Origin of the sequence: Nocardia callitridis (genome assembly GCF_039543305.1) — a bacterium.
Lineage (GTDB): Bacteria > Actinomycetota > Actinomycetes > Mycobacteriales > Mycobacteriaceae > Nocardia > Nocardia callitridis.
This window is the reverse complement of the sequence record NZ_BAABJM010000002.1, coordinates 1,295,852-1,319,397: the sequence shown is the minus strand read 5'-3', so window position 1 is coordinate 1,319,397 and position 23,546 is coordinate 1,295,852. Positions and strand designations below refer to the sequence as shown.

At 66.0% G+C, this 23,546-nt stretch carries 24 protein-coding genes and 2 pseudogenes; 11 read left to right on the top strand and 15 right to left on the bottom strand.

The annotated features are described in order from the left end of the window. Positions 1–18: 18 nt before the first annotated feature. Positions 19–645, top strand: a complete 627-nt coding sequence (locus ABEA50_RS14760; protein WP_345495920.1) for a hypothetical protein — start codon at positions 19–21, stop codon at positions 643–645. 380 nt (positions 646–1,025) lie between these two features. Continuing rightward, positions 1,026–1,409, top strand: a complete 384-nt coding sequence (locus ABEA50_RS14755; protein ID WP_345495918.1) for a VOC family protein — start codon at positions 1,026–1,028, stop codon at positions 1,407–1,409. 10 nt (positions 1,410–1,419) lie between these two features. Here the strand turns inward: ABEA50_RS14755 and ABEA50_RS14750 are convergent, their stop codons facing one another. The 10 genes from ABEA50_RS14750 to ABEA50_RS14705 form a co-directional block, all read right to left on the bottom strand. Beyond that, positions 1,420–1,947 carry a hypothetical protein gene (locus tag ABEA50_RS14750; RefSeq protein ID WP_345495917.1) on the bottom strand — a complete coding sequence of 176 codons (528 nt, stop codon included), beginning with the start codon at positions 1,945–1,947 and terminating at the stop codon, positions 1,420–1,422. A gap of 2 nt (positions 1,948–1,949) precedes the next feature. Beyond that, positions 1,950–3,224 carry a molybdopterin-dependent oxidoreductase gene (locus tag ABEA50_RS14745; RefSeq protein ID WP_345496569.1) on the bottom strand — a complete coding sequence of 425 codons (1,275 nt, stop codon included), beginning with the start codon at positions 3,222–3,224 and terminating at the stop codon, positions 1,950–1,952. Positions 3,225–3,430: 206 nt separating this feature from the next. Continuing rightward, the gene (locus ABEA50_RS14740; RefSeq protein WP_345495916.1) at positions 3,431–4,111 is read right to left on the bottom strand and encodes a hypothetical protein; all 681 of its coding nucleotides are present in this window, start codon (positions 4,109–4,111) and stop codon (positions 3,431–3,433) included. A 403-nt stretch (positions 4,112–4,514) separates the two neighbouring features. Beyond that, entirely contained in the window at positions 4,515–5,495 is a 981-nt protein-coding gene (locus ABEA50_RS14735) for an ABC transporter substrate-binding protein (RefSeq protein ID WP_345495915.1), read from the bottom strand. Between the two features lie 38 nt (positions 5,496–5,533). Further along, positions 5,534–6,388 (bottom strand): ABC transporter ATP-binding protein, encoded by an 855-nt coding sequence (locus ABEA50_RS14730; RefSeq protein ID WP_345495914.1) that lies wholly within the window; start codon positions 6,386–6,388, stop codon positions 5,534–5,536. Further along, positions 6,385–7,476, bottom strand: coding sequence for a FecCD family ABC transporter permease (locus ABEA50_RS14725; protein WP_345495913.1), 1,092 nt, complete (start codon positions 7,474–7,476; stop codon positions 6,385–6,387). Before ABEA50_RS14725 ends, ABEA50_RS14730 begins: the two co-directional genes overlap by 4 nt. Further along, positions 7,473–8,492 (bottom strand): FecCD family ABC transporter permease, encoded by a 1,020-nt coding sequence (locus tag ABEA50_RS14720; protein WP_345495912.1) that lies wholly within the window; start codon positions 8,490–8,492, stop codon positions 7,473–7,475. Before ABEA50_RS14720 ends, ABEA50_RS14725 begins: the two co-directional genes overlap by 4 nt. Positions 8,493–8,976: 484 nt before the next feature. After that, positions 8,977–9,420, bottom strand: a complete 444-nt coding sequence (locus ABEA50_RS14715) for a hypothetical protein (protein WP_345495911.1) — start codon at positions 9,418–9,420, stop codon at positions 8,977–8,979. A gap of 129 nt (positions 9,421–9,549) precedes the next feature. After that, on the bottom strand, positions 9,550–10,392 hold the full coding sequence (locus ABEA50_RS14710; protein WP_345495910.1) for a DNA-3-methyladenine glycosylase family protein: 843 nt from the start codon (positions 10,390–10,392) through the stop codon (positions 9,550–9,552). A 50-nt stretch (positions 10,393–10,442) separates the two neighbouring features. Further along, on the bottom strand, positions 10,443–10,817 hold the full coding sequence (locus ABEA50_RS14705; RefSeq protein ID WP_345495909.1) for a VOC family protein: 375 nt from the start codon (positions 10,815–10,817) through the stop codon (positions 10,443–10,445). A 69-nt stretch (positions 10,818–10,886) separates the two neighbouring features. Between ABEA50_RS14705 and ABEA50_RS14700 the strand changes: the two genes are divergently transcribed. The 4 genes from ABEA50_RS14700 to ABEA50_RS14685 all read left to right on the top strand — a co-directional run bounded on the left by ABEA50_RS14700 (position 10,887) and on the right by ABEA50_RS14685 (position 13,964). Further along, on the top strand, positions 10,887–11,333 hold the full coding sequence (locus ABEA50_RS14700) for a MarR family winged helix-turn-helix transcriptional regulator (protein WP_345495908.1): 447 nt from the start codon (positions 10,887–10,889) through the stop codon (positions 11,331–11,333). Positions 11,334–11,852: 519 nt separating this feature from the next. After that, a complete protein-coding gene (locus tag ABEA50_RS14695; RefSeq protein ID WP_345495905.1) occupies positions 11,853–12,698 on the top strand; it encodes an MlaE family ABC transporter permease in 846 nt (281 codons plus the stop codon). A gap of 130 nt (positions 12,699–12,828) precedes the next feature. Continuing rightward, positions 12,829–13,479, top strand: a complete 651-nt coding sequence (locus tag ABEA50_RS14690; RefSeq protein ID WP_425577650.1) for an ABC transporter permease — start codon at positions 12,829–12,831, stop codon at positions 13,477–13,479. Positions 13,480–13,508: 29 nt separating this feature from the next. Continuing rightward, entirely contained in the window at positions 13,509–13,964 is a 456-nt protein-coding gene (locus ABEA50_RS14685; protein WP_345495901.1) for a hypothetical protein, read from the top strand. A 61-nt stretch (positions 13,965–14,025) separates the two neighbouring features. Here ABEA50_RS14685 and ABEA50_RS14680 read toward each other — a convergent pair whose 3' ends face one another. Both ABEA50_RS14680 and ABEA50_RS14675 read right to left on the bottom strand, forming a co-directional pair. Beyond that, a complete protein-coding gene (locus tag ABEA50_RS14680) occupies positions 14,026–14,586 on the bottom strand; it encodes a TetR/AcrR family transcriptional regulator (protein WP_345495900.1) in 561 nt (186 codons plus the stop codon). A 118-nt stretch (positions 14,587–14,704) separates the two neighbouring features. Beyond that, positions 14,705–15,190: an aldehyde dehydrogenase family protein gene (locus ABEA50_RS14675; protein ID WP_345495899.1), complete on the bottom strand. Its 486-nt coding sequence runs from the start codon at positions 15,188–15,190 to the stop codon at positions 14,705–14,707. Between the two features lie 56 nt (positions 15,191–15,246). Here ABEA50_RS14675 and ABEA50_RS14670 point away from each other — a divergent pair. Both ABEA50_RS14670 and ABEA50_RS14665 read left to right on the top strand, forming a co-directional pair. Continuing rightward, positions 15,247–15,504: pseudogene (locus ABEA50_RS14670) on the top strand (cytochrome P450); the annotation flags it as partial. Between the two features lie 114 nt (positions 15,505–15,618). Continuing rightward, positions 15,619–16,053: an NUDIX hydrolase gene (locus ABEA50_RS14665; protein WP_345495898.1), complete on the top strand. Its 435-nt coding sequence runs from the start codon at positions 15,619–15,621 to the stop codon at positions 16,051–16,053. 205 nt (positions 16,054–16,258) lie between these two features. Here ABEA50_RS14665 and ABEA50_RS14660 read toward each other — a convergent pair. Next, positions 16,259–16,619 (bottom strand): annotated as a pseudogene (locus tag ABEA50_RS14660) (AMP-binding enzyme); the annotation flags it as partial. A 92-nt stretch (positions 16,620–16,711) separates the two neighbouring features. Here ABEA50_RS14660 and ABEA50_RS14655 point away from each other — a divergent pair. Continuing rightward, positions 16,712–17,551 (top strand): SDR family oxidoreductase, encoded by an 840-nt coding sequence (locus ABEA50_RS14655; protein ID WP_345495897.1) that lies wholly within the window; start codon positions 16,712–16,714, stop codon positions 17,549–17,551. A 63-nt stretch (positions 17,552–17,614) separates the two neighbouring features. Here the strand turns inward: ABEA50_RS14655 and ABEA50_RS14650 are convergent, their stop codons facing one another. Both ABEA50_RS14650 and ABEA50_RS14645 read right to left on the bottom strand, forming a co-directional pair. Beyond that, positions 17,615–18,019, bottom strand: a complete 405-nt coding sequence (locus ABEA50_RS14650; protein ID WP_345495896.1) for a VOC family protein — start codon at positions 18,017–18,019, stop codon at positions 17,615–17,617. 10 nt (positions 18,020–18,029) lie between these two features. Next, a complete protein-coding gene (locus ABEA50_RS14645) occupies positions 18,030–18,485 on the bottom strand; it encodes a helix-turn-helix transcriptional regulator (RefSeq protein ID WP_345495895.1) in 456 nt (151 codons plus the stop codon). Positions 18,486–18,732: 247 nt separating this feature from the next. Here ABEA50_RS14645 and ABEA50_RS14640 point away from each other — a divergent pair, with 247 nt between their 5' ends. Then, a complete protein-coding gene (locus tag ABEA50_RS14640) occupies positions 18,733–20,961 on the top strand; it encodes a SulP family inorganic anion transporter (RefSeq protein WP_345495894.1) in 2,229 nt (742 codons plus the stop codon). Between the two features lie 316 nt (positions 20,962–21,277). Beyond that, on the top strand, positions 21,278–23,512 hold the full coding sequence (locus tag ABEA50_RS14635) for a bifunctional SulP family inorganic anion transporter/carbonic anhydrase (RefSeq protein ID WP_345495893.1): 2,235 nt from the start codon (positions 21,278–21,280) through the stop codon (positions 23,510–23,512). Positions 23,513–23,546 lie beyond the last annotated feature (34 nt).

Here is a 23,546-nt window from a genome sequence, read left to right as displayed (position 1 = left end):
CGAACCAGAGGACAAGTTATGGCCGAAACACTCACCGAGACAACTGAAACCGCGACCGGCGCCGACAGCGACGCAGCTGAGCCGTCGACGGCTGAGTCGTCGACGGCTGAGTCGTCGACGGTCGATGCCTCGACAGGCGAGCAGACGCGACCGGGCCGAGCGCGCCGAGGTCGGCCGCGGATCGCGCTCGCGGCGGTCGCGGTGCTGCTGGTCGCCGCGACGGCGATCGCGGTGGTGGTCGGCGTGAATCTACAAGGTCGCACCCGGATCGATGCGGCGAGCCGTCAAGCGCGCACGGCCGCTGAACAGTACGCGGTCGCGCTCACCAGCATCGACGCCGCACGCATCGACGAGGATTTCGACACCGTCCAGCACGGCGCGACCGGCGAATTCCAGGACATGTACAGCCGCTCCGCCCAACAGCTCAAACCTCTGCTGCTACAGGCTCGGTCGGTGAGCAAGGGGCGAGTGGTGAACTCCGCGGTCCAGTCGGCCACCGAAAACCACGCCGTCGTCCTACTTTTCGTCGACGCCGAAATCACCAACCTCACCAACCCCGACCCGCGCGTCGACCGCAATCGGATCGTCATGACCATGGACAAGGTCGACGGCAGATGGCTGGCCAGTCAGGTCGAGCTGACTTAGCGCGCAGGTCGCCCACCGAACATGCGCTCGCGCACCGCCCTACCGCGAACGCCTGGCGGAGATGGTGTAGACAGCTGTGACCCAACTCGCCGGGCTGAGTGCCATCGCAGTATCGACGCCGCGCTCGCGCCACCAGAGGAACGAATCCCGCACTGCGGCATGTCCATGGTTTCGCCGATGCCGAAGTGGCGCATCCGAGGGCCGGTCGGGCCCCTCGACCGAGACGGTGACCTTTCCACAGTGAGGCGCGTCGCCACAGCGAATGCCACCCCAGGCCCTAGTGTGGCACTCGCAGGCCCCGGACAGCTTTGGACTGGTCGGGGCCTGCTCCGTGCGCTGAGCGGCGACAATTGTGTGAAACCCGGTGAAGGAGATGGATGATGGCAGAGGGCCACGGGGTCGGGACCTTGCGCAGCGTGGTGCTGGACTGTCCCGAACCACGGATTCTGGCCGAGTTCTACCGGCGGCTGCTCGGTGCCGAACTGGTGAACGACAGGGAAGACGACTGGATCGTCATCGCCGATCGGTCGGGTAGGCGAATCGCCTTTCAGACAGCGCCGGACTATCGCCCACCGAACTTCCCGGACCCGACCGCATCCCAGCAGGTCCACTTCGACGTCTTGGTCGAGGACATCGAGGCGGCGCAGCGACAGGTGCTCACGTTGGGTGCGACGTTGGTGCGAGAACAGACCGACGGGCCGTTTCGGGTCTACCGGGATCCCGTCGGGCACACCTTCTGCCTGGTGTGGCGAGCCGACGACTGAGCTCGGCCGGCTACGACTCGGCGGTCGTCGGTGCTGGTGGGCCGTGCGAACGTTTCGCCGCGATGGCCGAGCGCACGGCGTACGTGACCGCGCTTACCCCGAACAGCACCGCGGTCACCAGCAGCCACCGGCCCAGAAATGGTTGCTGGGTCTGTCCGGTCGCCGCGAGATAGGTCGCCCTGCCCTGCTCGATGATTCCGGGAAAGAACAGCAACAACAGCAGGCCGCTGCCGAGCATTGGCACGCGAAGGTAGTTGAGCGGGGCGATCTTCGGACGCCGAACGCGGCGCCGTGCGGTCATGGCAGCGAGTCCCGCGCTGAGCGAGCGGTCAGCGAGGGCGTAGAGCGGAAACAGCAGCAGGTCGTGGGCGATGATGGCACCGAAGAACCAGACGAGGATCGACTGCCACCACACGTCGGTGTTCCACAGTGTGCGCGGTTCGATGCTGTAGACGACGTAGCCGACCAACGCGAACCCCGCGAGCAAGGCGAGCAGGTGCAGGGGATGTCTGCCATAGAACCGTCGTATGGCCGTCATGGTCAGCTCCGGAACTCGATCGACTCGACCCACTTGGTGTTGTGCACCCCCGGCAGCGCGGGGACGATGACTCGCGCGGGATAGCCGTGATCGGGGGAAAGGTCGGCGCCGTTGACGCGCAACGCGAGCAGCGAATCGGGGTGCGCGACTTGATTGCCCTGCAACGTCGCCCGGCCGAACGGTCCGCCCCGTTCGAGTGAGATCACCTGTGCTGAAACGGGTTCGGGCACACCGGCCAGTGCCGCAAGGTCGCGCAGACGCACACCGGTCCAGGACTGCGTGGTCGACCATCCTTCGACGCACGCGATCGGCAGGGACGCCGTGTGCTGGTGCATGCGCGCGAGCATGGTGCGGTCGAGCGTGACAGCATCGGTACCGCCGGTCAGCCTGAGTCGCCACGTCGCGCCGGTGGACGCGGGATCGATCGACGCGGCGACCGCGGTGCGATTGACCGGAAAGTCATGGGGTCCAGCACCATTCGATCGACCACGTGGCACGAGCAGGGCCGCCTGGCGGGTGAATCCGCCGAGCGTCTGGCCGACGGTCAGCGCCGCCACCAGCAGTGACCCGCCGCCGACCAGTGCGAGCGCGCCGCGACGGCTGAGCGTGGCAGGGGTGGGGGACGCGGCGACCAGGCCGTCGGCGTCGAGGGGTTCGGGTCGAGTGTCGGCTCGCGACGTGCGCAGCTCGCGACGCAGGGACCGGGAACGAAGACCGCGGACCATGCGCGGGAACTTGACGAAGACATGCGTCAGGAATCCCGCGATGAACACCCATGCCCCGTAGTAGTGCGCGGTGTAGAAGCTGAAACCGAAGAGGTAGTCGTACTGGATGTTCAGTACCCCGGTGGCCATCTCGAACACGATCCCGCCGACCAGCATGAGTAGCGAAACCCGTTCCAGCACATCGGCGATCGAACGTGCCGGGGGCCAGGCGAACAGTCGGGGCAGCACCGACCACAGCTTCGCCAGCACCACGGGAACCAGAATGATCCCCAGCCCGACGTGCAGCCCCTCGGTGAGCCGGAACAACCAGGACGGTCGAGTCGGCCAGTCGAAGTACGGCAGATGCAGCCACCCCACATCGGCGGGGATCGCCTGGCCGAACTGTGGTCCGTAGGCGATGTAGTCGAGCAGTCCGGTGACGATCACGACCGGCAACGACACCAGCAGCACCGAGCCGAAAACCGAGGTGAGCCACGGTCCGCGCAGTGGGCTGCGCCAGGTGCGTGGTGTGGGCAGGCCGGGTGGCCGGTGTCGCCCTAGTGCCTGCCACAGCCGGGCGGGAAACCCGTCGGCGGTGTCGTCGACGGGGGTCGCGCCCGATCGTTGTCGGTCGGGTCCTCGCGCATTCGAACTGTTCACAGGTGGCGAGCGCTCCGTTCGATACGGATCGGATCAACAGTGAATTGTCTTGCGCTACAACGGCTGCCGCGTGGGCCGGTCGGTCTGTCGACCGACTCTCGCGCCTGCCGAGAAATATGCTACTTCTTGTCGAGGGTGATTGTCGCGATGCCGACGAGGAGTCCTGGCGCGACCGCGTCGGTGTGGAAGGTCTTGTTCAGTAGTCCGGCGGCATCCTTGGACACCAGGACCTGCGTGCCCTGGAGGATCGCGGTGTCGTCGGGGCCGTCTTGCAGCGGTTTCAGCGTACGACCGTTGAGGTCGAACAAGGTCGCGTGTGTCGCGGCCGGGGCGCCGTTGACGATGACGTCACCGTAGAGCAGTGAGCTGCCGGGGTCGATGTCGAAATTGGTCAGCTCCGCGGTGGTGTCGCCCGAGGTGAGTGAAAGTCCGCTGCCGTCGTGTTTGATATCGCCCTGCACGTAGGGGTCGACGGTGCCGGGGGTGTAGTACTTGACGGCGCCCGCCGTGATGGGGAAGCTGATCGACCCGTTGTCGAGGGTTGCGGTGCCGACCACTCCTGGGGTCAGTTGAAGGCTGGTCAGCGCGTCGGTGAAGCCGGTGTCCAGTGCCACCGCCGTGCTCTGGCCGTGCAGTTCGTCGATCTGGGCGGCGGGTGTGGGCGTGGTCGTCTCGGTGACCGACGAGTTGCTGGACGTGCCTGCCTCGGATCCCGAGTCGTCGCTGGAACACGCGGCGAGCGGGAGCAGCGACAGCGCCGCGATCGCGGCGATAGCGGTTGTTTTTCGGTAGTCGACCATGATGTGCGTCCTTTGTTCAATTATCGAATGTGGTCGACCCGTGGTTCGCGTCATGCGGTGGCGCGGACTGGCCGAATTCCGACGCCGAAGAATCGCGGGCAGCCCGTCCCTGGGTTTCTCACGGCGATTTCTTTCGCTCGCGAAGACCCCGAGAATCATCGAGAGGGAAACGGTGTCAGGCGGTTCGGCTTCATGGTCGATCAAGCGCTTCTTATCGATCGCGTCTGTGCCGCAACGTATTCAAGAATCGAGGTGGATGAAACCCTGTCGACGAACAGGTACGTCGACCCATGCTCTGACACGACAACGATTCGATCCGCGTGATCATGCTGTCCTTCGGGGGATCGCCCTCGCACCCCCGCCCCGGGAATTGAGGGCGCGCCCTCGGCGGCCCGCCCGTGTGCTAGGCGGGTACGGCGGCCGCCAACTGCGGGGTGATCCGTTGCGCGGCGAACTTCAACGAGGCCGGTGTGCCCGCCGACAACGCCATGATCGCGGGATCCTTTTGCGGCAGCAGCACGGCGTGCTTGTCGCGGACCACGGCCAGCGAATTGATCAGTGGGTCGTTCTGTAGATCGCTGAAGGGCAGGTTGATGGTGCTGAAGATCGCGGCCTCCGCGTCCAGGTCGCCCACTCGTTCCACCGGGACCTGCGCCGCGAAACCGGTGCTCTGGAGTTGCAGGATCGGCGGATTCACCACGAAACCGAGGTCGGCGAAGAAATCGAAGCGTGAATCGCCCGGCAGGTAGGCGCCATAGGCGGTGCCGAACTTCGTGGCGTAGACGAACCGCTTGCCCGCGAACTCCGGGTGCTGCTCGCGGATGGTCTGCTGTGCGTCGGTGGTCTGTCCGATCAGCTGCTCGGCCTCGTCGTGCTTGCCGAGCGCGGCGCCGATGATCTCGGTCTGAGTCTGCCAATTGATCGCGTAGTCGTTGGTGCCCGCCGGCGAGGTCACCACCGGCGCGATCTTGCTCAGATCGGCATTGATGTCATCGTCGGTTTTGGCGCGCACATTGAGGATCAGGTCCGGCCGGAGCTCCTCGATCTGCTGCATATTGAAATTGCCGTCGCTCTGCGAGGGGATCAGCTGCGGAGTCTTGTCCCCGAACGCCGCCGCGTCCCATTCACCGACGCCTTTGGTGTCGGCGCCGATGCTCATCCAGTCATAGATGGCTTCCGGCGCGACACCCAGCTCCAGGGCGATTCCGCCGTCGGACCAGCCGAGCGCCACCACCCTCGGGTTCTCGGGCAGGCTGAATCCTGGTGTGCCGTGCGGATCGTTGAACACCTCGTGGGTGGAATCGTCGGACTTCACACAACCTGCCGTCGCCAGCACGATGCTGACCAGCACCGCAACGGCCACACCGAGACGTCTCGCTGACATGATCTTCCTTCCTGGTCGTGATGCGGGGATACGGGTGGTCACTCGGGCTCGGCGCTCGCCGCGCCAGCGGATTCGCCGGGGGCGCCATCGAATCGAACCGCGCCGCTGGCCAGTGGAACGACCAGCGGGGTTCCGGTCTGCGGATCGGCGATCACCTGCGAATACACGCCGAAGACCCGCTCGACCAGCTCGGCGGTCAAGATCTCGCTCGGCGGCCCGACCGCGACGATCTCGCCCTCGCGCATGGCGATGATGTTGGTGGCATACCGTGCGGCCTGGTTGAGATCGTGCAGCACCGCCACGAGCGTGTTGCCCTGCCGGTTCAATTCGGTGCACAGGTCGAGGATTTCGATCTGGTGGCCGAGGTCGAGGAAGGTCGTCGGCTCGTCCAACAGCAGGATCGGGGTCTGCTGTGCCAGTGCCATCGCGATCCACACGCGCTGGCGTTGTCCACCCGACAGCGCTTCGACTGGTCGGGTCGACAGGTCGGTGAGCCGGGTGACCTGCAGTGCGTAATCGACCGCGCGTTGGTCTTCCTCGGTCCACTGCCGGAACATCTTCTGATACGGGAAGCGGCCGCGCGAGACCAGGTCGATGATGGTGATCGCGTCGGGTGCGATCGACTGCTGCGGCAACAACCCCACCTCGCGGGCGAATTCCTTGCCGCCGTAGGAGGTGACGTCGCGACCGTCGAGGGTCACCGTGCCCTGCTGCGGACGGAGCAGTCGCGACAATGCCCGCAACAGTGTGGATTTGCCGCAAGCATTGGGTCCGACGATGACGGTGAACGATCCGTCGGGCACAACGACGTCGAGGTCGGCGATGACGGTGCGGTCGCCGTAGCCGACACGCAGGTCAGCGCCGGTGAGCCGCCCGGAGGTTTGCGTGCTCATGGCCTGGCCTTTCGAGACTGTGCGAGCAGGAGGAACAACAGGTAGACGCCGCCGAGCGAGGAGGTGACCACCCCGATCGGCAGCTGGGTTTCGGGCGCGAGGAGGGTGCGTGCCACCGCCTCGCTCGACACCAGCAGGGTGGCGCCGACCGCCGCCGAGGTGACCAGCGGGATACCGGGACTCGGGGTGAGTCGTGCGGCGACCTGGGGCGCGACGAGCGCGACGAAGACGATCGGACCGATGATCGCGGTGGTGGCCGCCGCGAACCCGATGCCGATCACCAGCAGAATCGCCTGCGTCACACCGGTGTCGACGCCTTTGCTTCGGGCCGAATCGGTGCCGAGTTCGAACATCCGCATCCTGGGCGCGACCGCGATCAGCGCGGGCACGAGTACCGCGAGTGTCACGAAGACCGGGACGGTGTCGCTCATCGTGAGATTGCGCAGGTTGCCCATACCCCACGCGGCGGCGGCACCGGCGTTCTGCACGTCGGCGGTGGCGATGAGATAGCCGTTCAACGAGATCAGCATCGCCGAAATGCCGATGCCGACGATGATGAAGCGGTAATTGCCTGTGCCACCGCGCATTCCGAGGAAATAGACGATCAGTCCGGTGAGCAGGCAGCCGAGTAGCGCGCCGATCGTCGCGCCGCCCGAGCCGAGGCCGAGGACCAGAAGTGCCACCAGCGCACCGGTATTCGCGCCCGTGGTGAACCCGATGATGTCCGGACTGCCGAGTGGATTGCGGGTGATGGTCTGGAAGATGGCGCCGGACAACGCGAGTGCGGCCCCACCGAGCGCCGCGGTGATGACGACCGGCAGCCAGGCGGCGACATGGTTGGCCGGTGCGCCGCCGATGCGGCCGGTGAGAACCTCGAGCGTTTCGACGAAACCCAATCCCGGTGTGTCGGTGGTGCTCGCACCGAGCGACCAGACCCCGACCAGCGCGGCGACCAGCAGGAACGCGACGGTGACGGCCACCGAGACGATGTCGACGCGCAGGCTGAGGCCGATCCTCGGTATCCGCAGGAACCGCACGCGCTTCGGCCAACGGGCGGGTGCGATGTTCTCGGCCGGTGCGCGGGTCACCATTGTGATCCCTTCTCTCGCCGGGCCAGCCAGATGAGCACGGGCGCTCCGAGGAACGCGGTGACCATGCCCACCGGTAGTTCGCTGGTGGTGGCGACGCGGGCGATGAGGTCGGAGCCGACCAGCACGATCGGCCCGACGACAAGGCACAGCGGAATCATCCAGCGGTGATCGGGTCCGACGACCATGCGCACCGCGTGCGGCACCATCAACCCGACGAAGGTGATCGGGCCGACCGCGGCGGTCGCCGCACCGCACAGCACCGTGACCGCGACGAAGCCGCCCGCACGCACCGCCGTGACCGGGACGCCGAGCGCGTTGGCGCGGTCGTCACCGAGGGCGAGGGCGTTCAGGTAGGTGGTGAGCACCAGTGTGCCGAGCACCCCGATCGTCACCAGTGGCCATGTCGCCGACAGTTGGCTCCAGCCTCGCCCGTCGAGGGTCCCGATGAGCAGGCCACGGATCGTGTCGAAGGCTTGCGGATGGATCATGGTGAGCGCGAAGGCGAGTCCGTTGAGCATGGCGGCGATCGCGACACCGGTGAGCACGAGCTTGGCCGGGCTGGCACCGCCGAGACCACGCGAGCCGACGAGGTAGACGAGGATCGAGGCGGCGAATGCCCCGGCCAGCGCCCACCAGGTGTAGTCGCCGGTGGTGGCGCCGAAGGCAACCGCGCCGACGACCATCGCGAAATACGCGCCCGCGTTCACCCCGAGAATGCCGGGGTCGGCGAGCGGATTGCGGGTCAACCCCTGCATGACCGCGCCACCGAGTCCGAGCGCCACCCCCACCAGTGCGGCCACCAGTGTGCGGGGTATTCGCTGCTGCCGGATCACCCCGAGCGTGGTGGGGTCACCCTCGTTGAACAGTGCTCGCCACGCGCCTTCGACGGTGAAGTCCCCACTCCCCACGAACAACCCACCCGCCAACAGCACGACCAGCGCAACCAGGAGCGCTGAGAGCACCAAAGCCCGCGACAGCGTCGTCGGCTGTCTGATCAGGCTGACTCGAGACACAGCGGTACACCCTCGATTCGCAACGGGTCGGCGGCCGGGGCCGAGTTTGCCACATCGAAGTTAGCTTAGCCTCAGGTCACCTGTGTGTCCCTGACTGTGTTCGGTGGTGCCTCGCCCGCAGCGAGACTTGTGCTGTGAAGGGGCGTGCCGGCATTCGGTCCGGCTGGGTCGAATCCATGCCTCGCAGCGGACTTCGATTATCGCGCGGTGTATTTCGCCTGCCTCCGCGCGCCCTACGGCAACGAGAGGCGTGGGTCGAGGCCAATGGGCTATCGGGCGGCGGATGAGAGCTCCGAGCTCGGCGCGACATGACATCGTGCTGGCAGACGACCAGGAATGCGCAGGCCGCTCGCTCGTTCGTCGCTGCTGCTCGCGAGGGCTACCACGCCAGGCTGGAGGTGAGGCTAGAGCACGGTACGGCGACGACCGCGATGGCTGATCAAAGCTGACGGCGCTGCCACAAACATCATGACGATGGTCGGGCTCACACCTGATCGAGAAGATCCGATGAGAAGTAGTCCGCTGCGGGTGGGCACAGGTACTTGACGCTGGCGGCCGCGACTATTTGCTGGCTGTGCAGATCGTCTGCGTTAGGTAGCGATGCGCCACTGAGGTCACCGCGCGCGCCGTAGATCTGTCCGCACACGGATCGGCCCTTGATGGCGAGGTCGCGATCGCTGATTCCCCCACGATCGGTGCCCGAATTGTTGATGGCGGCAAGGAATCCCGGCACGTCTTCGGTTTGTGAGTCGATCTGCCCTTGGACCCAGGGGTCCGGGCGTTGGGTGTCGGCCCGCTGGTCGTCGATCTGGCCCTGGATCCACGCGTTCGGCTGCGGTGCGGCCTCGGCCGCGGCGCTGGTCCCCACGAGTGAGGCGCCGACCGTGAGGCTGGCGAAGAGGGCGGCGAAGAGGCGGCGTGCATCCATCGGGTTACTCCCTTGTGCTGGTTTGCTGATGTCGTCCCCGACGACCTCCCGAATGCTATGCGCGCTGGTGTAAGGAATCGATAGCTGTTGCTGATTGGTTGCGCGATTGCCCCGAAGGTCACGGAGGGGTCACGCGGCGCTCAGTGCGCGCAGGTGGATCGCGGCCCACGAGCGGAACGGGCGCCATCCGGTCGCGAGGTCGTCGAGGGAGCGCTCGATGCCGTAGCGACGCTCGATCTCGGCGAGGAGGCGGGGCTCTGTGCGGGGGAGGATATCGGTCGCGTTCGTGCCTCGGACGAGGATGAGGTCGGCGGCGAAGGGGCCGAGGCCGGTGATTGCTCGGAGGCGGTTTCGCGCGTCGTCTTCGGGAAGTTCGCGCAGGCTGCGACTGTCGAGGACACCGTCGAGCGCGGCCTCGGCGACCGCGGCGAGAAACTCGGGTTTGCGGGCAGGGAGCGTCAAACGTCCTGTGGTGACGGCCTTGTGGATGGTGCGCGGGGCGGGGAACGCGCCGTTGCTGCCGTGCTCTGTGATCAGTGATCGACGGAGCTTCGCGGCGGTGGGGACGCGGGTGCGCTGGGAGAGCACCGCCCAGGCGGCGGCCTCGTAGGCGGAGTGGAATCCGCAGGGTCGGAAGCCGGGTAGCGCCCGTTGGGCCGCGGCGATGACCGGGTCACGATCGCCGACGTGCGGCCACGCGGTGGCGTCGATGTCGAGGGAGAGGAAGCGGGTGACCTGGTCTGTCGCGGCGTGCAGGTCGCCGGTTCCGGTCACCGTGATCCGTGCCCGGTCGGTGTCCTGTGTGACGACGGCGTCGACCGGGGTCCAGTCGTGCTCGCTGAGGAATGTGGTACGTAATCCGTCGTCGCTCGTGCTCGGTAGCGTGAAGGGGGCGAACTCTTCCCAGAACCGCCGACACGTGCGGAGTGACCAGGGACCCGAGACCCGGTGTGTTGTTTCGTAATTCGACATCGTGTCCGCCTCGTCTCCCAGCCTGTGCGAAATCGGTTTTCGCGGAGGGCTCAGGCCTTCGAATGAATGGTGACGACATAGCCGTCGGGATCGTGGAATGCGAACTGGGTGCCGAACGGTCCTTCGAAGGGTTCCTGTGTCATCGGAACTCCCTGCTCGACCAGGTGTCGATGTAGCTCGGTCGCGTTCTCATTGTGGAACCACACGCCGATGCCCGCACCCAATTGGTCGATCGCGTCGAGGTCGACGCCGGGAAGTGGTGTGCGCACCGCGAAGGTGACTGCGCCCGCGGAGAAGGCTGCCGCGTGTGCGTTGGGTGCCGGAAGTCGCGTCAACCCGATGGTGTCCTCGTAGAAGGCGGCGGACTTGTCGAGGTCGCGTACCTGGAACGAGACGAAATCGGGGCCGGTCGTGGTGGTGGTCATGGGAAGTCCTTCGCGTCGTAGTTATGTCAATACTCTGACACTCGGTCGCTGGTGTGTCAAACTATTGACATGAGTGACCATGGCGCGCGGCAGGCGTCCGAAGAGCTGGGTGTGTTGATCAAGGAGACGCAGGCGGTGCTGCATCAGCGCATGGACGAGGCGCTGCGCCCGATCGGCTTGAGCGTGCCGCAGTACGTGTGCATGCAGAACCTGTACGACACTCCGGGTATCACCGGCTCCGAGTTGGCTCGCCGCACCTTCGTCTCCCGTCAGTCCATGAGCGTGTTGCTGCAGGGGCTGGAGCGACGTGGCCTGGTCGAGCGGTCGGAGGAGGCGGGGCCTCGACGGGAACGAGCGACGATCCTCACCGAGTCCGCGGTCGCGCTGCTGGGGCGGGCTCGCGCGACGGTCGCCGGTATCGCCGAAACCATGACCGCGGGCCTGGACCGCCCACGGCTCGAGCAGCTCCGTGCCCTGCTTACCGACTGTCGTGACGCGCTTCGTGATGGGGAGTGATGGATGGGCGTGGTTGCGGAGGCGGAGGTGGGTACCGACTATCGCTTCGAATTCGATTATCCGCGCGCCTATTTCGAATACTCGCCGTCATTCGTTGGTATGCGCGTCCGGTGGCTGAGCTGGCGGGGGAGTGTCATGCCGAGCGGCTCGGCAAACGGGGGGCGTTGTGTTGGGCGGCGGCAAAACTAGCCGAATCATGTGGGAAGGCTATTGATTACCCCTCGGTGTGGGTGTGGCGTCGGGCGGCGGCGGAATTGTCCTGATCGTCGTCGGCATGGAACGACCCCCGTTGGGCGGGTGGCGAATTCGGTGATCCAGTAGCCGGGGCTGGGGTCGCACGCTCGGTGCTTCGCGGTTTCTCACGAAAATTCACCCTGCACTCTTGTAGATAAGATAACTTACGTTAGTATTCGGTGCTGTGACACGAGGCACCCGAGATCGGAAGTCCGACGCGGACGCAGCTACCGCACACCGCAACCGGATCCGCCTCGCCGGTGCACAGCGGAGTCTCCTGCTCGCATGACCAGGAATCCTGAGTGGGAAGGCTCGATGATGGTGGACGGCGCAGCGCCGGTCGAGGCGTCGAAGCGGCGATGGGCGGCCGCGACGATATTGCCGACCAAGGCGAAGGTCGTGCCCCGCGCGGTGGGGCAGTTCTACGGAACCGCGATCGACACCCTGCGCATGGTGGCGCGGCGCCCATTCCAATTGCGCGAATTCGTCGACCAGGCCTGGTTCATCGCCAGTGTGTCGATCGTCCCCACGCTGCTGATCGCGATCCCGTTCTGTGTCATGGTGATCTTCCAGATCAATGTACTGCTCAACGAGATCGGCGCGATCGACCTCTCCGGCGCCGGCGCCGGTGTCGCGGTGATCCGCGAAATCGTACCGGTCGCAACCGTTCTCGTTGTCGCCGGATGCGGCGCCACCGCGATCTGCGCCGACCTCGGCTCGCGCACCATCCGCGAGGAGATCGACGCGATGCGGGTGCTCGGCATCGACCCGCTGCAACGCCTGGCGGTGCCGAGGGTGTTGGCCTCCACGGTGGTCGCCCTGTTCCTCAACGGCTTGGTCACCGCGGTCGGTCTCACCGGCGGCTATCTGTACGCGGTGTTTCTCCAGGGCGCGACGCCCGGCCAATTCCTCACCGCCATACCGATTCTCACCGGCATACCCGACCTGTTGATCAGTGAACTCAAGGCGGGGGTGTTCGGCCTGCTCGCCGCGCTGGTCGCCTGCCACCTCGGTCTGCACGCCAAGGGCGGGCCGAAAGGGGTCGGCGACGCGGTGAACCAGACCGTCGTCTTCAGCTTCGTGCTCTTGTTTCTGGCCAACTCCATCATCACCACGCTGTGGCTGCACTGAACGGATCCTCCGAGATGACCACCACCGAGAAATATCGCCTGACCGAGGCTTTACGTCGGAGACCGTGGGGCGCAGAGTGTCCAAGGCCGCCGTCACGCCGGTTGACGGCATCGCCGGGCTCGGCGACCAGCTGTCGTTCCACCTGCACGGCCTCGCCTGGATCCCACGCACGCTGCGTCGCTATCGCGGCGAGGTGATCCGACTGGTCGCCGAGGTGAGTATGGGGACCGGCGCGCTCGCGGTGATCGGCGGCACCATTGTCATCGTCGGATTTCTCACCGCCGCAGCGGGTTACGAAGTCGGCCAGCAGGGGAGCAGCTCGCTGGGTCGGGTCGGCGTCGAGGCGATGTCGGGGTTCATCTCCGCGTTCTTCAATACCCGCGAGGCGATTCCGGTGGTCGCCGGTGTCGCGCTCACCGCGACGGTGGGCGCGGGCTTCACCGCGCAACTGGGTGCGATGCGGGTCAGCGAGGAGATCGACGCGCTGGAGGTGATGTCGATTCCCGCGGTGCCCTACCTGGTCACCACCAGGATCCTGGCGGGGCTCATCGCGATCGTTCCGCTGTATTTCATCGCGCTGTTCATGGGATACGCGTCGACGCAATTCGTGAGCGTGGTGCTGTCGGGTCTTCGGGCCCGCGGTCGAGGCCGCCACCCAGGGAAAGGAGTATCAGGGATGGCAAGCGCTACTGATCAAGTAGTGTCCGACTCGTCGGACACCGTGACGCGCACTGATTCCGTGCCGAGGGGGTCCGGTGGCTGCGTTCTCTGTCGACACTGAGCCGTCGCACCTATGGTGTCGTCTTTACGGTGCTGGCTGTGTTGCTGATCGTCGCCGGCGTCGCCACCGCCGTGTTCGCCCACCGCGCCAGCGAACACAGCGCCATCGGCTCGGCCGCGCAAGCCGCGCGCGCCGCGGCCCAAACACGGGTTCCGACTGTCCTTTCCTACGACGTCAACACCATCGACACCGAATTCGCGAAGGTCACCGACAATCTGACCGGAAAGTTCCGTGACGATTTCGCGCAACTCAGCTCCAGCGTGATCATCCCCGCCGCGCACAAGGATGCGATCGTCACCAAGGCGACCGTCGCAGGCTCCGCCGTTGTCACCGCGGCTAGAGACCGCGTGACCTTGCTACTGTTCCTCAACCAGGAGACCACCAGCAGCCATTACCAGGGACCGCGCCTGGACGGCAGCCGCGTCCGGGTCACCATGGCCGGATCCGGCGACGACTGGCTCATCTCCGAGATCACACCGGTCTGAAGTCGCCGCCGGTCCGCCGCTGATCCGCCGTCGGCGGATCAGCGCGTGTCGGCCGGGCGGATCAGTCGGGTAGACGATCCGCGTGCCGGAGCACCGAGGCCTCGAATTCATCGAGCAGTCGGTGCATTTCGTCCGTATCGACCGGCGATCGCAGTGACTGCACACCGATGAGCAGCCCGATCCCCATCAGTGCCAGCAACTCGGCACTCGCGTCGTCGGAGACGATCTCGTGGATGACCATGCGGAGGGCGTCGAGGCGCTGTGCGTCGACCCTGCGCTGGAACTCCGCCACGGCGGCGTCGCCGTTGCTCCACGCGCGAATGGCCGCCTCGGACTCGTGCGGCAACCCGGTGGCGAGTTCTTTCATCGTGTGAATTCGCGCCATCGGTTCGGTCGGCTGCGTCGACTGCGCCAAGATATCGATGGTCTGGACTTTTTCCCAATACGAAAGTAGTTCGGGAGTGAAGTTGTTCCAGTTGCCGAAGTAGTTGTAGAACGAACCGGTGGTGACGCCGAGAATTTTGCATAGCGTGCCCATTTTGAGCGCGTGATGCCCCTGGCTCGCCAGCAATTTCATCGCGGCCTCGAAGTAGTCTTCTCTGGTGACGGATAGACGTACCAAAACCGGTCCTTTGCGGTGAGTCTCTCGATGAAATTTCCCCTGGGACACAAGTATATCCGACGCGAGGGGCGACAGATCCGCACCGGTCTTCGTCGATGCGGTGGACGGCCGTTCTCTTTCAGAACACCCGACGCAAGAGCCACTCCTTGAATGCCGTGTACGGGGGATACAGCATGTCCGGGTCCGGCCGGATCGACTTGTGCACCACGGATTTACGGTGGCTGAAAGTTTCGAATCCCCACTTTCCGTGATAAGTCCCCATTCCGCTGTTGCCGACTCCGCCGAAGGGCAGTTGCGGGACGATTACCTGGTACATCAGATGATTGATCACGGTCGAGCCGTTACTGATCTCCGACAGCACCCGACGCTGGGTTTCACGTCGGCTGCTGAACAGATAGACGGCCAGGGGTTTGGGCCCGCGACGGATGTGCGAGATCGCGGCGTCCAGGGAATCGACGGTGATCACGGGAAGCAGCGGGGCGAAGATCTCCTCGGTCAGCAGCACGCCGTCGAGCGGTGGGTCCACGATCACGGTCATCTCGGCGCGAGCGCCGCTGACGTCGACGTTTCCGCCGTGCGCGATCTCGCCGCCGCAGCAGGTCACGGACTCGGCCCAGATGCTTGCGCGCGTGCCGCGTCTCCGCGGCGACCGGCGCCAGGTTCTACCCCTCCGGCAACCGCGACGCCGAGGTGTTCGCCGACCCCGAAAAGTTCGACCTGACCCGAAACCCGAACCCGCACCAGGGTTTCGGCGGCGGTGGGCCGCACTTCTGCATGGGCAATATGCTCGCCAAGTCGCAACTACGCGCCTTGTTCCGCGAGTTGCTGCTGCGCGCGCCGACCCTGCGAGTCGGCGAACCCGACCTCGTGGTGAGCAATTTCGTGCACGCCGTGAAACGCATGCCCTGCACCCTGTAGCGCACGCCCCGTCGTCGTGGCCGTTCACCGAGTCCCTGTTTCGGTGGGGGTCGCGGCGAGGAGGTGGCGTAGCGTCGGCGAGAACGTCGAACGAGGGGAAGTGGTGTTGCGGTGGTGGATCGACATCTGATCGACGCCCATGTGCTGCTGGTGGACGGCGATCGGTTGCTGCTCAGTCAGCGCGGTGGGACCGACGAATTCGCCGGGCGATGGCATCTGCCCGCGGGAAAGCTGGAGGCAGGGGAGTCGATTACCGTGGCGGCCGCGCGGGAGGCGAACGAGGAGATCGGGGTGGTGATCGATCCCTCGGATCTGCGCGTCGTCCATGTGGCGCACGTGACCGGGTCCGGCCAAGAGGCGCGGCTGGGACTGTTCCTGCACGCGTCGAGGTGGTCGGGTGAGCCGAGCAACCGAGAGCCGCAGAAGTGCTTCGCGGTCACCTGGTTCCCGTTGAACGAGATGCCGAGCAACATGATCGAGTACGCGGCCCTCGGCGTGCGCGCGTTCCTGGACGGGGCAGTGGTGTCGTTCAGCGAACACGGGTGGTAGCGACGCTGTCCCCGTCGAGCAGGGTGCGCATGGTGGCGCCTGCGCTTGTACCCGGCCCTGATGTTCTCGACGATGACGCCGTAGCTTCTCGAACAGTTTCGACGAACGACGGGCGCCGCGGCGGCCCTGGACGCGGTGGGCACCGGCTCGGAAGCGCGAGGTTCGAACGTGCCGCCATAGCCGCACGTTCGAACGCGGTCGATACTTATGTGGCACTCGCCGTTTCGGCGTGCTTGTCGGCGAATTCGGTCCGCAGCGCGCGCTCGAGCACCTCGCCCGCAGCCGAAACGGGAAGCGCGTCAAGGAATTCCACCGAACGCGGCACCTTGTACCCCGCGATCACGCCACGAACATGTTCGCGCAGTTCGTCTGCCGAAGCGGTGGTTCCCTGAGCCCGCACCACATCCGCGTGTACCGACTCGCCCCACCGTTGGTCGGGTACGCCGATCACGGCGCATGCGGCGACCGAAGGGTGTTGGGCGAGCGCGTTCTCCACCTCGGCAGGAATAGACGTTCTCGCCGCCGGTGATGGTCATGTCCCTGATGCGTTCGACGAGAGTGAGATACACGGGTTTCTCCTCGCCTGTTTTAGATCAAATAAGCTATGTTATGTCTGGGAGTCGGGGGGTTGTTTTCCACAAGAACGAGGAAGTTCGACATGGCAAAGAAGCACTTGCTCGCACCGGCGACGGTGGTGGCGATCACCGGCGGCGCCAGGGGAATCGGCTACGCGACGGCGTCGGCCCTGCTCGAGCGGGGGGCGCGCGTCGCGATCGGTGACATCGACGGGGAGCTTGCCCGCGCCAGCGCAGACGAACTCGGAAGTCGTTGTGCTGGATTCGATCTCGAGGTCACCGACCGGAAATCCTTCGCCGCGTTTCTCGACGCGGCGGCCGCGCGATTCGGTCCGATCGACATCCTGGTCAATAACGCGGGCATCATGCCGCTCGGTGAGTTCGCCGAGGAACCCGACGAGCTGACCCGCCGGATCATCGAGGTGAACCTGCACGGCGTGCTGCTCGGCACGAAATTGGCCATCGCGCGCATGAAACCGCGTGCGGGCGGCCACATCATCAATATCTCGTCGGCAGTGGGTCGGGTCGCCCTCGCGGGCGCCGCCACCTACAGTGCGACGAAATACGCGATCGTCGGGCTCACCGAGGCCACTCGCTCCGAATTGCGCGGCACCGGGGTCGAGGTGTCGTGCGTGCTGCCGATGATCACGAGAACCGAACTGGGCGCGGGCCTTTCGGATGTGCGCGGACAACGCACGGTGTCACCGGAGGAGGTCGCGAAGGCCGTCGTCGCGACGATCGCCGCACCGCGTTTCGAAGTGTGGGTCCCGGCCAGCGGGCGGCGGCTGTATGTCCTGATGTCGGTGCTGCCCAAGCGCTGGGCAGAGGCGATCAGCAGATTCGTCGGTGCGGCGGATGTATTGGCCGCGCCGGACACGACGGCGCGCGGGGAGTACGAGAAGCGAGCCCGCGGACAGCGCTGACCTCGCGCGGGCCGACGCTCAGCGGCGGGCGCGCGGGTGCGCCCACCCGACGCGCCCGCGCACTCACGCTTGTTCGATACGGACCAGATTGCCCGCGGGGTCGCGAACGGCGACATCGCGCGCGCCCCACGGTTGGCTGACGGGTTCCTGCACGATTTCCGCGTCGGGCGCGGCGGCGAGTTTCTCGAAGGTGGCGTCGAGGTCGTCGGAGCGGAAGTTCACGGTGCCGAGCTCCCCCTTCGCGACCAAGCCGGCGAGGATGTCGCCATCTTCCTCGGAGTGGCCTGCCCGCGGATTCGACAACACGATCTGGATGTCGGGCTGGCCCTCGGGGGTGAGGGTGATCCAGCGGAACTCGCCGTGTTCGACTTCGTTGCGCACGGCGAGTCCGAGCAGGTCACGGTAGAAGGTGAGCGCGGCGTCGGGGTCATCGACCAGGACATGGACTGTGCTGATGGCTAGTGGCATGAAAGCGACGCTAATCGGCGCCGGTGGCGGAAGCTTCTCCGAAACTGCTCGATCGTCGCGGTGATTTGCGCGGTCTGGTCTGCACCATCACCTGGCAGCCAGGAACGAGCTCCAGCTCCCGATGATCGCGGGCGCGGTAGGCGCTCGGTGACTCACCCATGATCTTGGTGAACTTCGCGGAGAACGAGCCGAGGCTGGTACAGCCGACGGCGAAGCACGCCTCGGTCACGCTCATATCGCCCCGCCGCAGCAGTGCGGTGGCACGTTCGATGCGGCGGGTCATCAGATACGAGTACGGTGTCTCGCCGTAGGTCTCGCGGAAGCGTCTGCTGAAGTGCGCGCTCGACATGAGCGCGGTGCGCGCCAGCGCGGCGACATCGAGCGGCTCCGCATACTCGTGATCCATCCGGTTGCGTGCGCGGCGGAGGCGTCGAAGCTCTTCGAGGTCTGGGGGCACGGCACTCATTCTGCCTCAGGAGCCGTCCGAGCCAACCCATGCATAGTGACCTATGTCACAATTTGATTGCGCATGAATTGCTTCACCCGGGAAGCTTTCCGTAAGCTTTGCTAAGTCTTTAACCTTGAGAGCGGCTTTCCTCGACGTGCGTCGCCTTCGGCGGCCGTCGCGTCGCGTGCCCGCCGTTTCGCTCGATGCCAGTACATGTTCCGCCCGATGAACCGCGACGACCCAGGTCGTGCGGCGAAGGAGAAATATGTCCACCGACACCGATCGCGCACCACGAACGTTCACCCGCGCCGGCCTCGCCGAACGCGCCGCGGCCCTCTGCCGCGCCGATATACCCGCCTCCATCGTGGTTTTCCTTGTCGCACTACCGCTTTCGCTCGGCGTCGCGGTCGCCTCCGGTGCTCCGGTCGCCGCGGGGCTGATCGCCGCCGTGGTCGGCGGCATCGTCGCGGGGCTACTCGGCGGCTCCGCGATCCAGGTCAGCGGGCCCACCGCCAGTCTCACCGTCGTCATCGCCGAAAGCGTGCATCAGTTCGGTTGGGCAGCAACGTGTTTCATCACCGTGGGTGCGGGTGTGTGGCAAATCCTGTTCGGGCTCAGTCGCATCGCCCGCGCGGCGCTGGCCATCGCGCCCGTCGTGGTGCACGGCATGCTCGCGGGCATCGGCATCATCATCGCGCTGCAACAGGTGCATGTGCTGCTCGGTGGCAGCTCGCTGAGTTCGTCGTTCGCCGCCCTCGTCGGGCTGCCGCATCAACTGATGTCCGTGCGCGGTGCCGATCTGTTCGTCGGTCTCGTTGTCATCGCGATCCTGATCGCGTGGAAGTTCGTTCCGCGTTCGGTGCGGGTGGTGCCGGGCCCGTTGGTGGCCGTCGTCGTGGCGACCGTACTTTCGCTGGTCCTGCCGCTGCACGTCGAGCGGATCGTCCTGGACGGCTCGCTGCTCGACGCGGTGGGCCTGCCCTCGGTGCCAGCCGGGAGCTGGACGGTCATCGTGATGACCATGGTGACGATCGCGCTGATCGCCAGCGTGGAGACGCTGCTTTCGGCCGTCGCGGTCGACAAGGCGCGGCCGGGGACCGGCACCGACTTCGACCGCGAACTGATCGGGCAGGGCTCGGCGAATGTGGTCTCGGGGCTGCTCGGTGGGTTGCCGATCGCCGCGGTGATCGTGCGCAGCCTCACCAACGTGCAGGCCGGTGCGCGCACCAGGGCGGCGACCGTGCTGCACGGGGTGTGGGTGCTGTTGTTCGCGGTGGCGCTGGCCGGACTGGTGCGTCAGATCCCCGCCGCGGCGCTGGCGGGACTGCTGATCCTGATCGGTGTGCAGCTGATCAAACTGGCGCACATTCGGCTGGCCATGCGCACCGGAGACCTGTTCGTGTACGTGGCAACGGTATTGAGCGTGGTATTCCTGAACCTGTTGCAGGGCATGCTGATCGGGCTGCTGATCGCCTTCGCGCTCCTGCTGTGGCGGGTGGTGCGGGTGACGATCGCGGCGACGCCGTCGGGTCGCCCCGATCGCTGGCTGGTAACGATCGACGGCACCTGCACCTTTCTCGCATTGCCCAGGCTCACAGCGGAATTGGCGAAGGTACCCGCCGAGGTGGCCGTCACCGTCGAAATGAGCGTCGACTTCCTCGACCATGCCTCCTATGAGCTGATCACCGATTGGGCTATGCGTCGCGAATCCGAGGGCACCGCAGTGGAATTCGTGGAAATCGGCGCCGCCCGGCTGGCCACCGCGCCCGCGGGACCGCCGGAGCGCGGACATTCCCGCCAGATCATCGACCAGGTGATCGGGCCGTGGCGGCGCACCGAACACCGGGACAATCCGATCGCGCGCGGTATCGCCGCCTACCACCGTGGGCACGCGCATCTCATGCGTCCGCACCTGCACGGGCTGCGCGAGCGGCCCGGCGCCGACACGTTCTTCCTTACCTGTGCCGATGCGCGGATCGTGCCCAACGTGATCACCGACAGTGGACCAGGTGACCTGTTCACCGTTCGTAACGTGGGCAATCTGATCCCTGCGGTAGGGGAGGATGTCTCGGTCGAGGCGGCGCTCGGTTACGCGCTCGACACCTTGCACGTGCGGTCGATCGTGGTGTGCGGGCACTCCGAGTGCGGCGCGATGGGGGCGCTGTATCACCAGGTCGGTACCGGTATCGGGCTGGAGAACTGGCTCGCGCACGCACACCCGAGCATGGCGCGTTATCGCGATGGTCATCCGGTCGCGCTCGCGGCGGCGCGGGCCGGATTCGGCGCGGTAGACCAGCTCGGCATGGTGAATGTGGCGACGCAGGTGCAGACGTTGCGGGCGAATCCCGCTGTGCAGGAGGCGATCACGGAACGGGGCGTCACCGTGTCCGGGCTGTTCTTCGACCTCGCCACCGCGCGGCTGATCGCGGTGACCGAAGACGGTATCGCCGAGTTCGACGACGAAGGCAACAGTGTCGTCAAGGCGCCCGCGTGAAGCCGGCCCGACGCCGACACCGAGCGAAACCCGGATGAAACAGACATGAAACGAGCTTGAATCAAGCCGGAAACCACGACCGCAGATGAGTCCTGGCACACTTGAACTCTCCGAAGTTATCCACTGCACGCAGGGGATTTTTCTCAGCCTTTGCTAAGGCTTTACCAATAAAATCTATGTCGGTTCACGTATCGACCCGTCGTCGTGTCGAGACCGCCCTACCGCGAGTGCCGGTTCGCGGTCTAAGTGCCCTGTTGGACATAGATAGATCGTCAACCGACCTCGGCCGTGACGGCCGAGTCGGCGAAGGAGAGTCATGGCAATTGAATACGATGTCGCCGCGCCGCCTGGTGCGCCTGGCGGCAGACCCTGGGCCGAGAAGCTGAATTCCATTCTGCGACATGACCTCTCAGCATCAATCGTAGTTTTCCTGGTAGCCCTTCCCCTGTCCCTCGGTATCGCGGTCGCCTCGGGGGCGCCGATCGCGGCGGGACTCATCGCCGCGGTGATCGGCGGCATCGTCGCCGGTACGCTCGGCGGATCGGCGCTACAGGTGAGTGGGCCCGCAGCGGGTCTTACCGTGGTCGTCGCCGAAGCGATTAATCAATTCGGCTGGCGAACAACATGTTTCATCGTCGCCATTGCCGGTGTTCTGCAAATTCTGTTCGGGCTGAGTCGAATTGCCCGTGCCGCCCTCGCCGTGGCGCCCGTGGTGGTGCACGCGATGCTCGCCGGTATCGGTATCACCATCGCCCTGCAACAAATCCACGTGCTGCTCGGCGGCACCTCGCACAGCAGTGCGTGGGCCAACATCACCGAACTGCCGCAACAGCTCATGTCGCTGCACGGCGGTGGCGCGTTCATCGGCGCCGTGGTGATCGCGGTGATGGTCGGCTGGAAGTACGTTCCCGCGAAACTTCGTGCGCTGCCAGGCCCGCTGGTCGCGGTGCTCACCGGCACCCTGCTTTCGCTGGTGCTGCCCACCGGAGCGAGCCGGATCGAGCTCAGCGGCTCGCTGTTCGACGCGATCGGCCTGCCCGAACTACCCAGGGGCAACTGGTCGGCACTGGTCGTCACCATCATCACCATCGCGCTGATCGCCAGCGTGGAAAGCCTGCTCTCGGCCGTCGCGGTCGACAAGATGCATTCGGGCCCCCGTGCGAACTTCGACAGGGAATTGATCGGCCAGGGCTCGGCGAATGTGCTGTCGGGTCTGGTCGGCGGCCTGCCGGTCACGGGTGTGATCGTGCGCAGTTCCGCCAATGTGGCGGCCGGTGCGCGCTCCCGCGCTTCGGCTGTGCTGCACGGGATCTGGGTCCTCGTGTTCTCGGTGGCACTGGTCGGCCTGGTGCAGCAGATCCCGAAGGCCGCGCTGGCCGGACTGCTGATCGTCATCGGCGCCCAGTTGGTCAAGCTCGCGCACATCAAGATGGCCCGCCGCACCGGCGACCTGGTGGTGTACGCGGCGACCGCGCTCGGCGCGGTGTTCTTGAACCTGCTCGAGGGCGTGATGATCGGTCTCGCGATCGCCTTCGCGCTGCTGCTGTGGCGGGTTGTCCGGGTTGCCATCGACGCGAGGCAGCTGCCCGGTTCCGATCGCTGGCTGGTCACCATCGACGGGTCGTGCACGTTCCTCGCGCTGCCCAAGCTGTCTTCGGTGTTGAACAAGGTGCCCTCGGGTTCCGAAGTGACCGTCGAGATGACCGTCGACTTCCTCGACCACGCCGCCTTCGAGGCGATCGAGGACTGGGCACGGGCCCAACGCGACAACGGCGGCACGGTCGACTTCGTCGAGATCGGCAGCGCGCGGATGGCCAAGGCCACCGCCGGTCCGCCCGCCCGCAGCCTCGGACGCGCGGTCTGGGACGACGTGCTCGGGCCGTGGCGCCACGGAGCGGACAACAACAACCCGGTCGCGAACGGTGTCGCCGCCTTCCACCGCAGCCACGCGCACGTCGTGCGTCCACATCTGGACGGGTTGCGTGACCGGCAGGACCCGCACTCGTTCTTCCTCACCTGCGCGGACTCGCGGATCGTGCCCAACGTCATCACCAACAGCGGGCCCGGTGACCTCTTCACCGTCCGCAACGTGGGCAATCTCGTTCCGGCGGAGGGTGATTCGTCGCTGAATGCGGCGCTGGTCTTCGCGCTGAACGAGTTGAACGTCCGTTCCGTCGTGGTGTGTGGTCACTCCTCGTGTGGCGCGATGAACGCACTGCACTCGGCCGCCGAGACCGGACCGGAGATCGAGAACTGGCTGGCGCACGCACAGCCGAGCCTGGACCGGTTCCTGCGCGATCACCCGGTGGCCATCGCCGCCGAGTCCGCGGGGTACGGGCCCGTCGACCAGCTCAGCATGGTCAACGTGGCGGTGCAGTTGGAGAACCTGGAACGCCATCCCGCGGTGCGTGCGGCCGTCGAGGCGCGCGGCGTCACGGTCACGGGCCTGTTCTTCGACATCGCCAACGCGCGGGTGCTCGAGGTAGGCATCGACGGTCTCACCGAGATCAGCGACGACGCCGAACGACTACCCGTTCCCGAACCCGTCTGATCGACGGACCTCGGCCCGCCCACGCTGCTGTCGA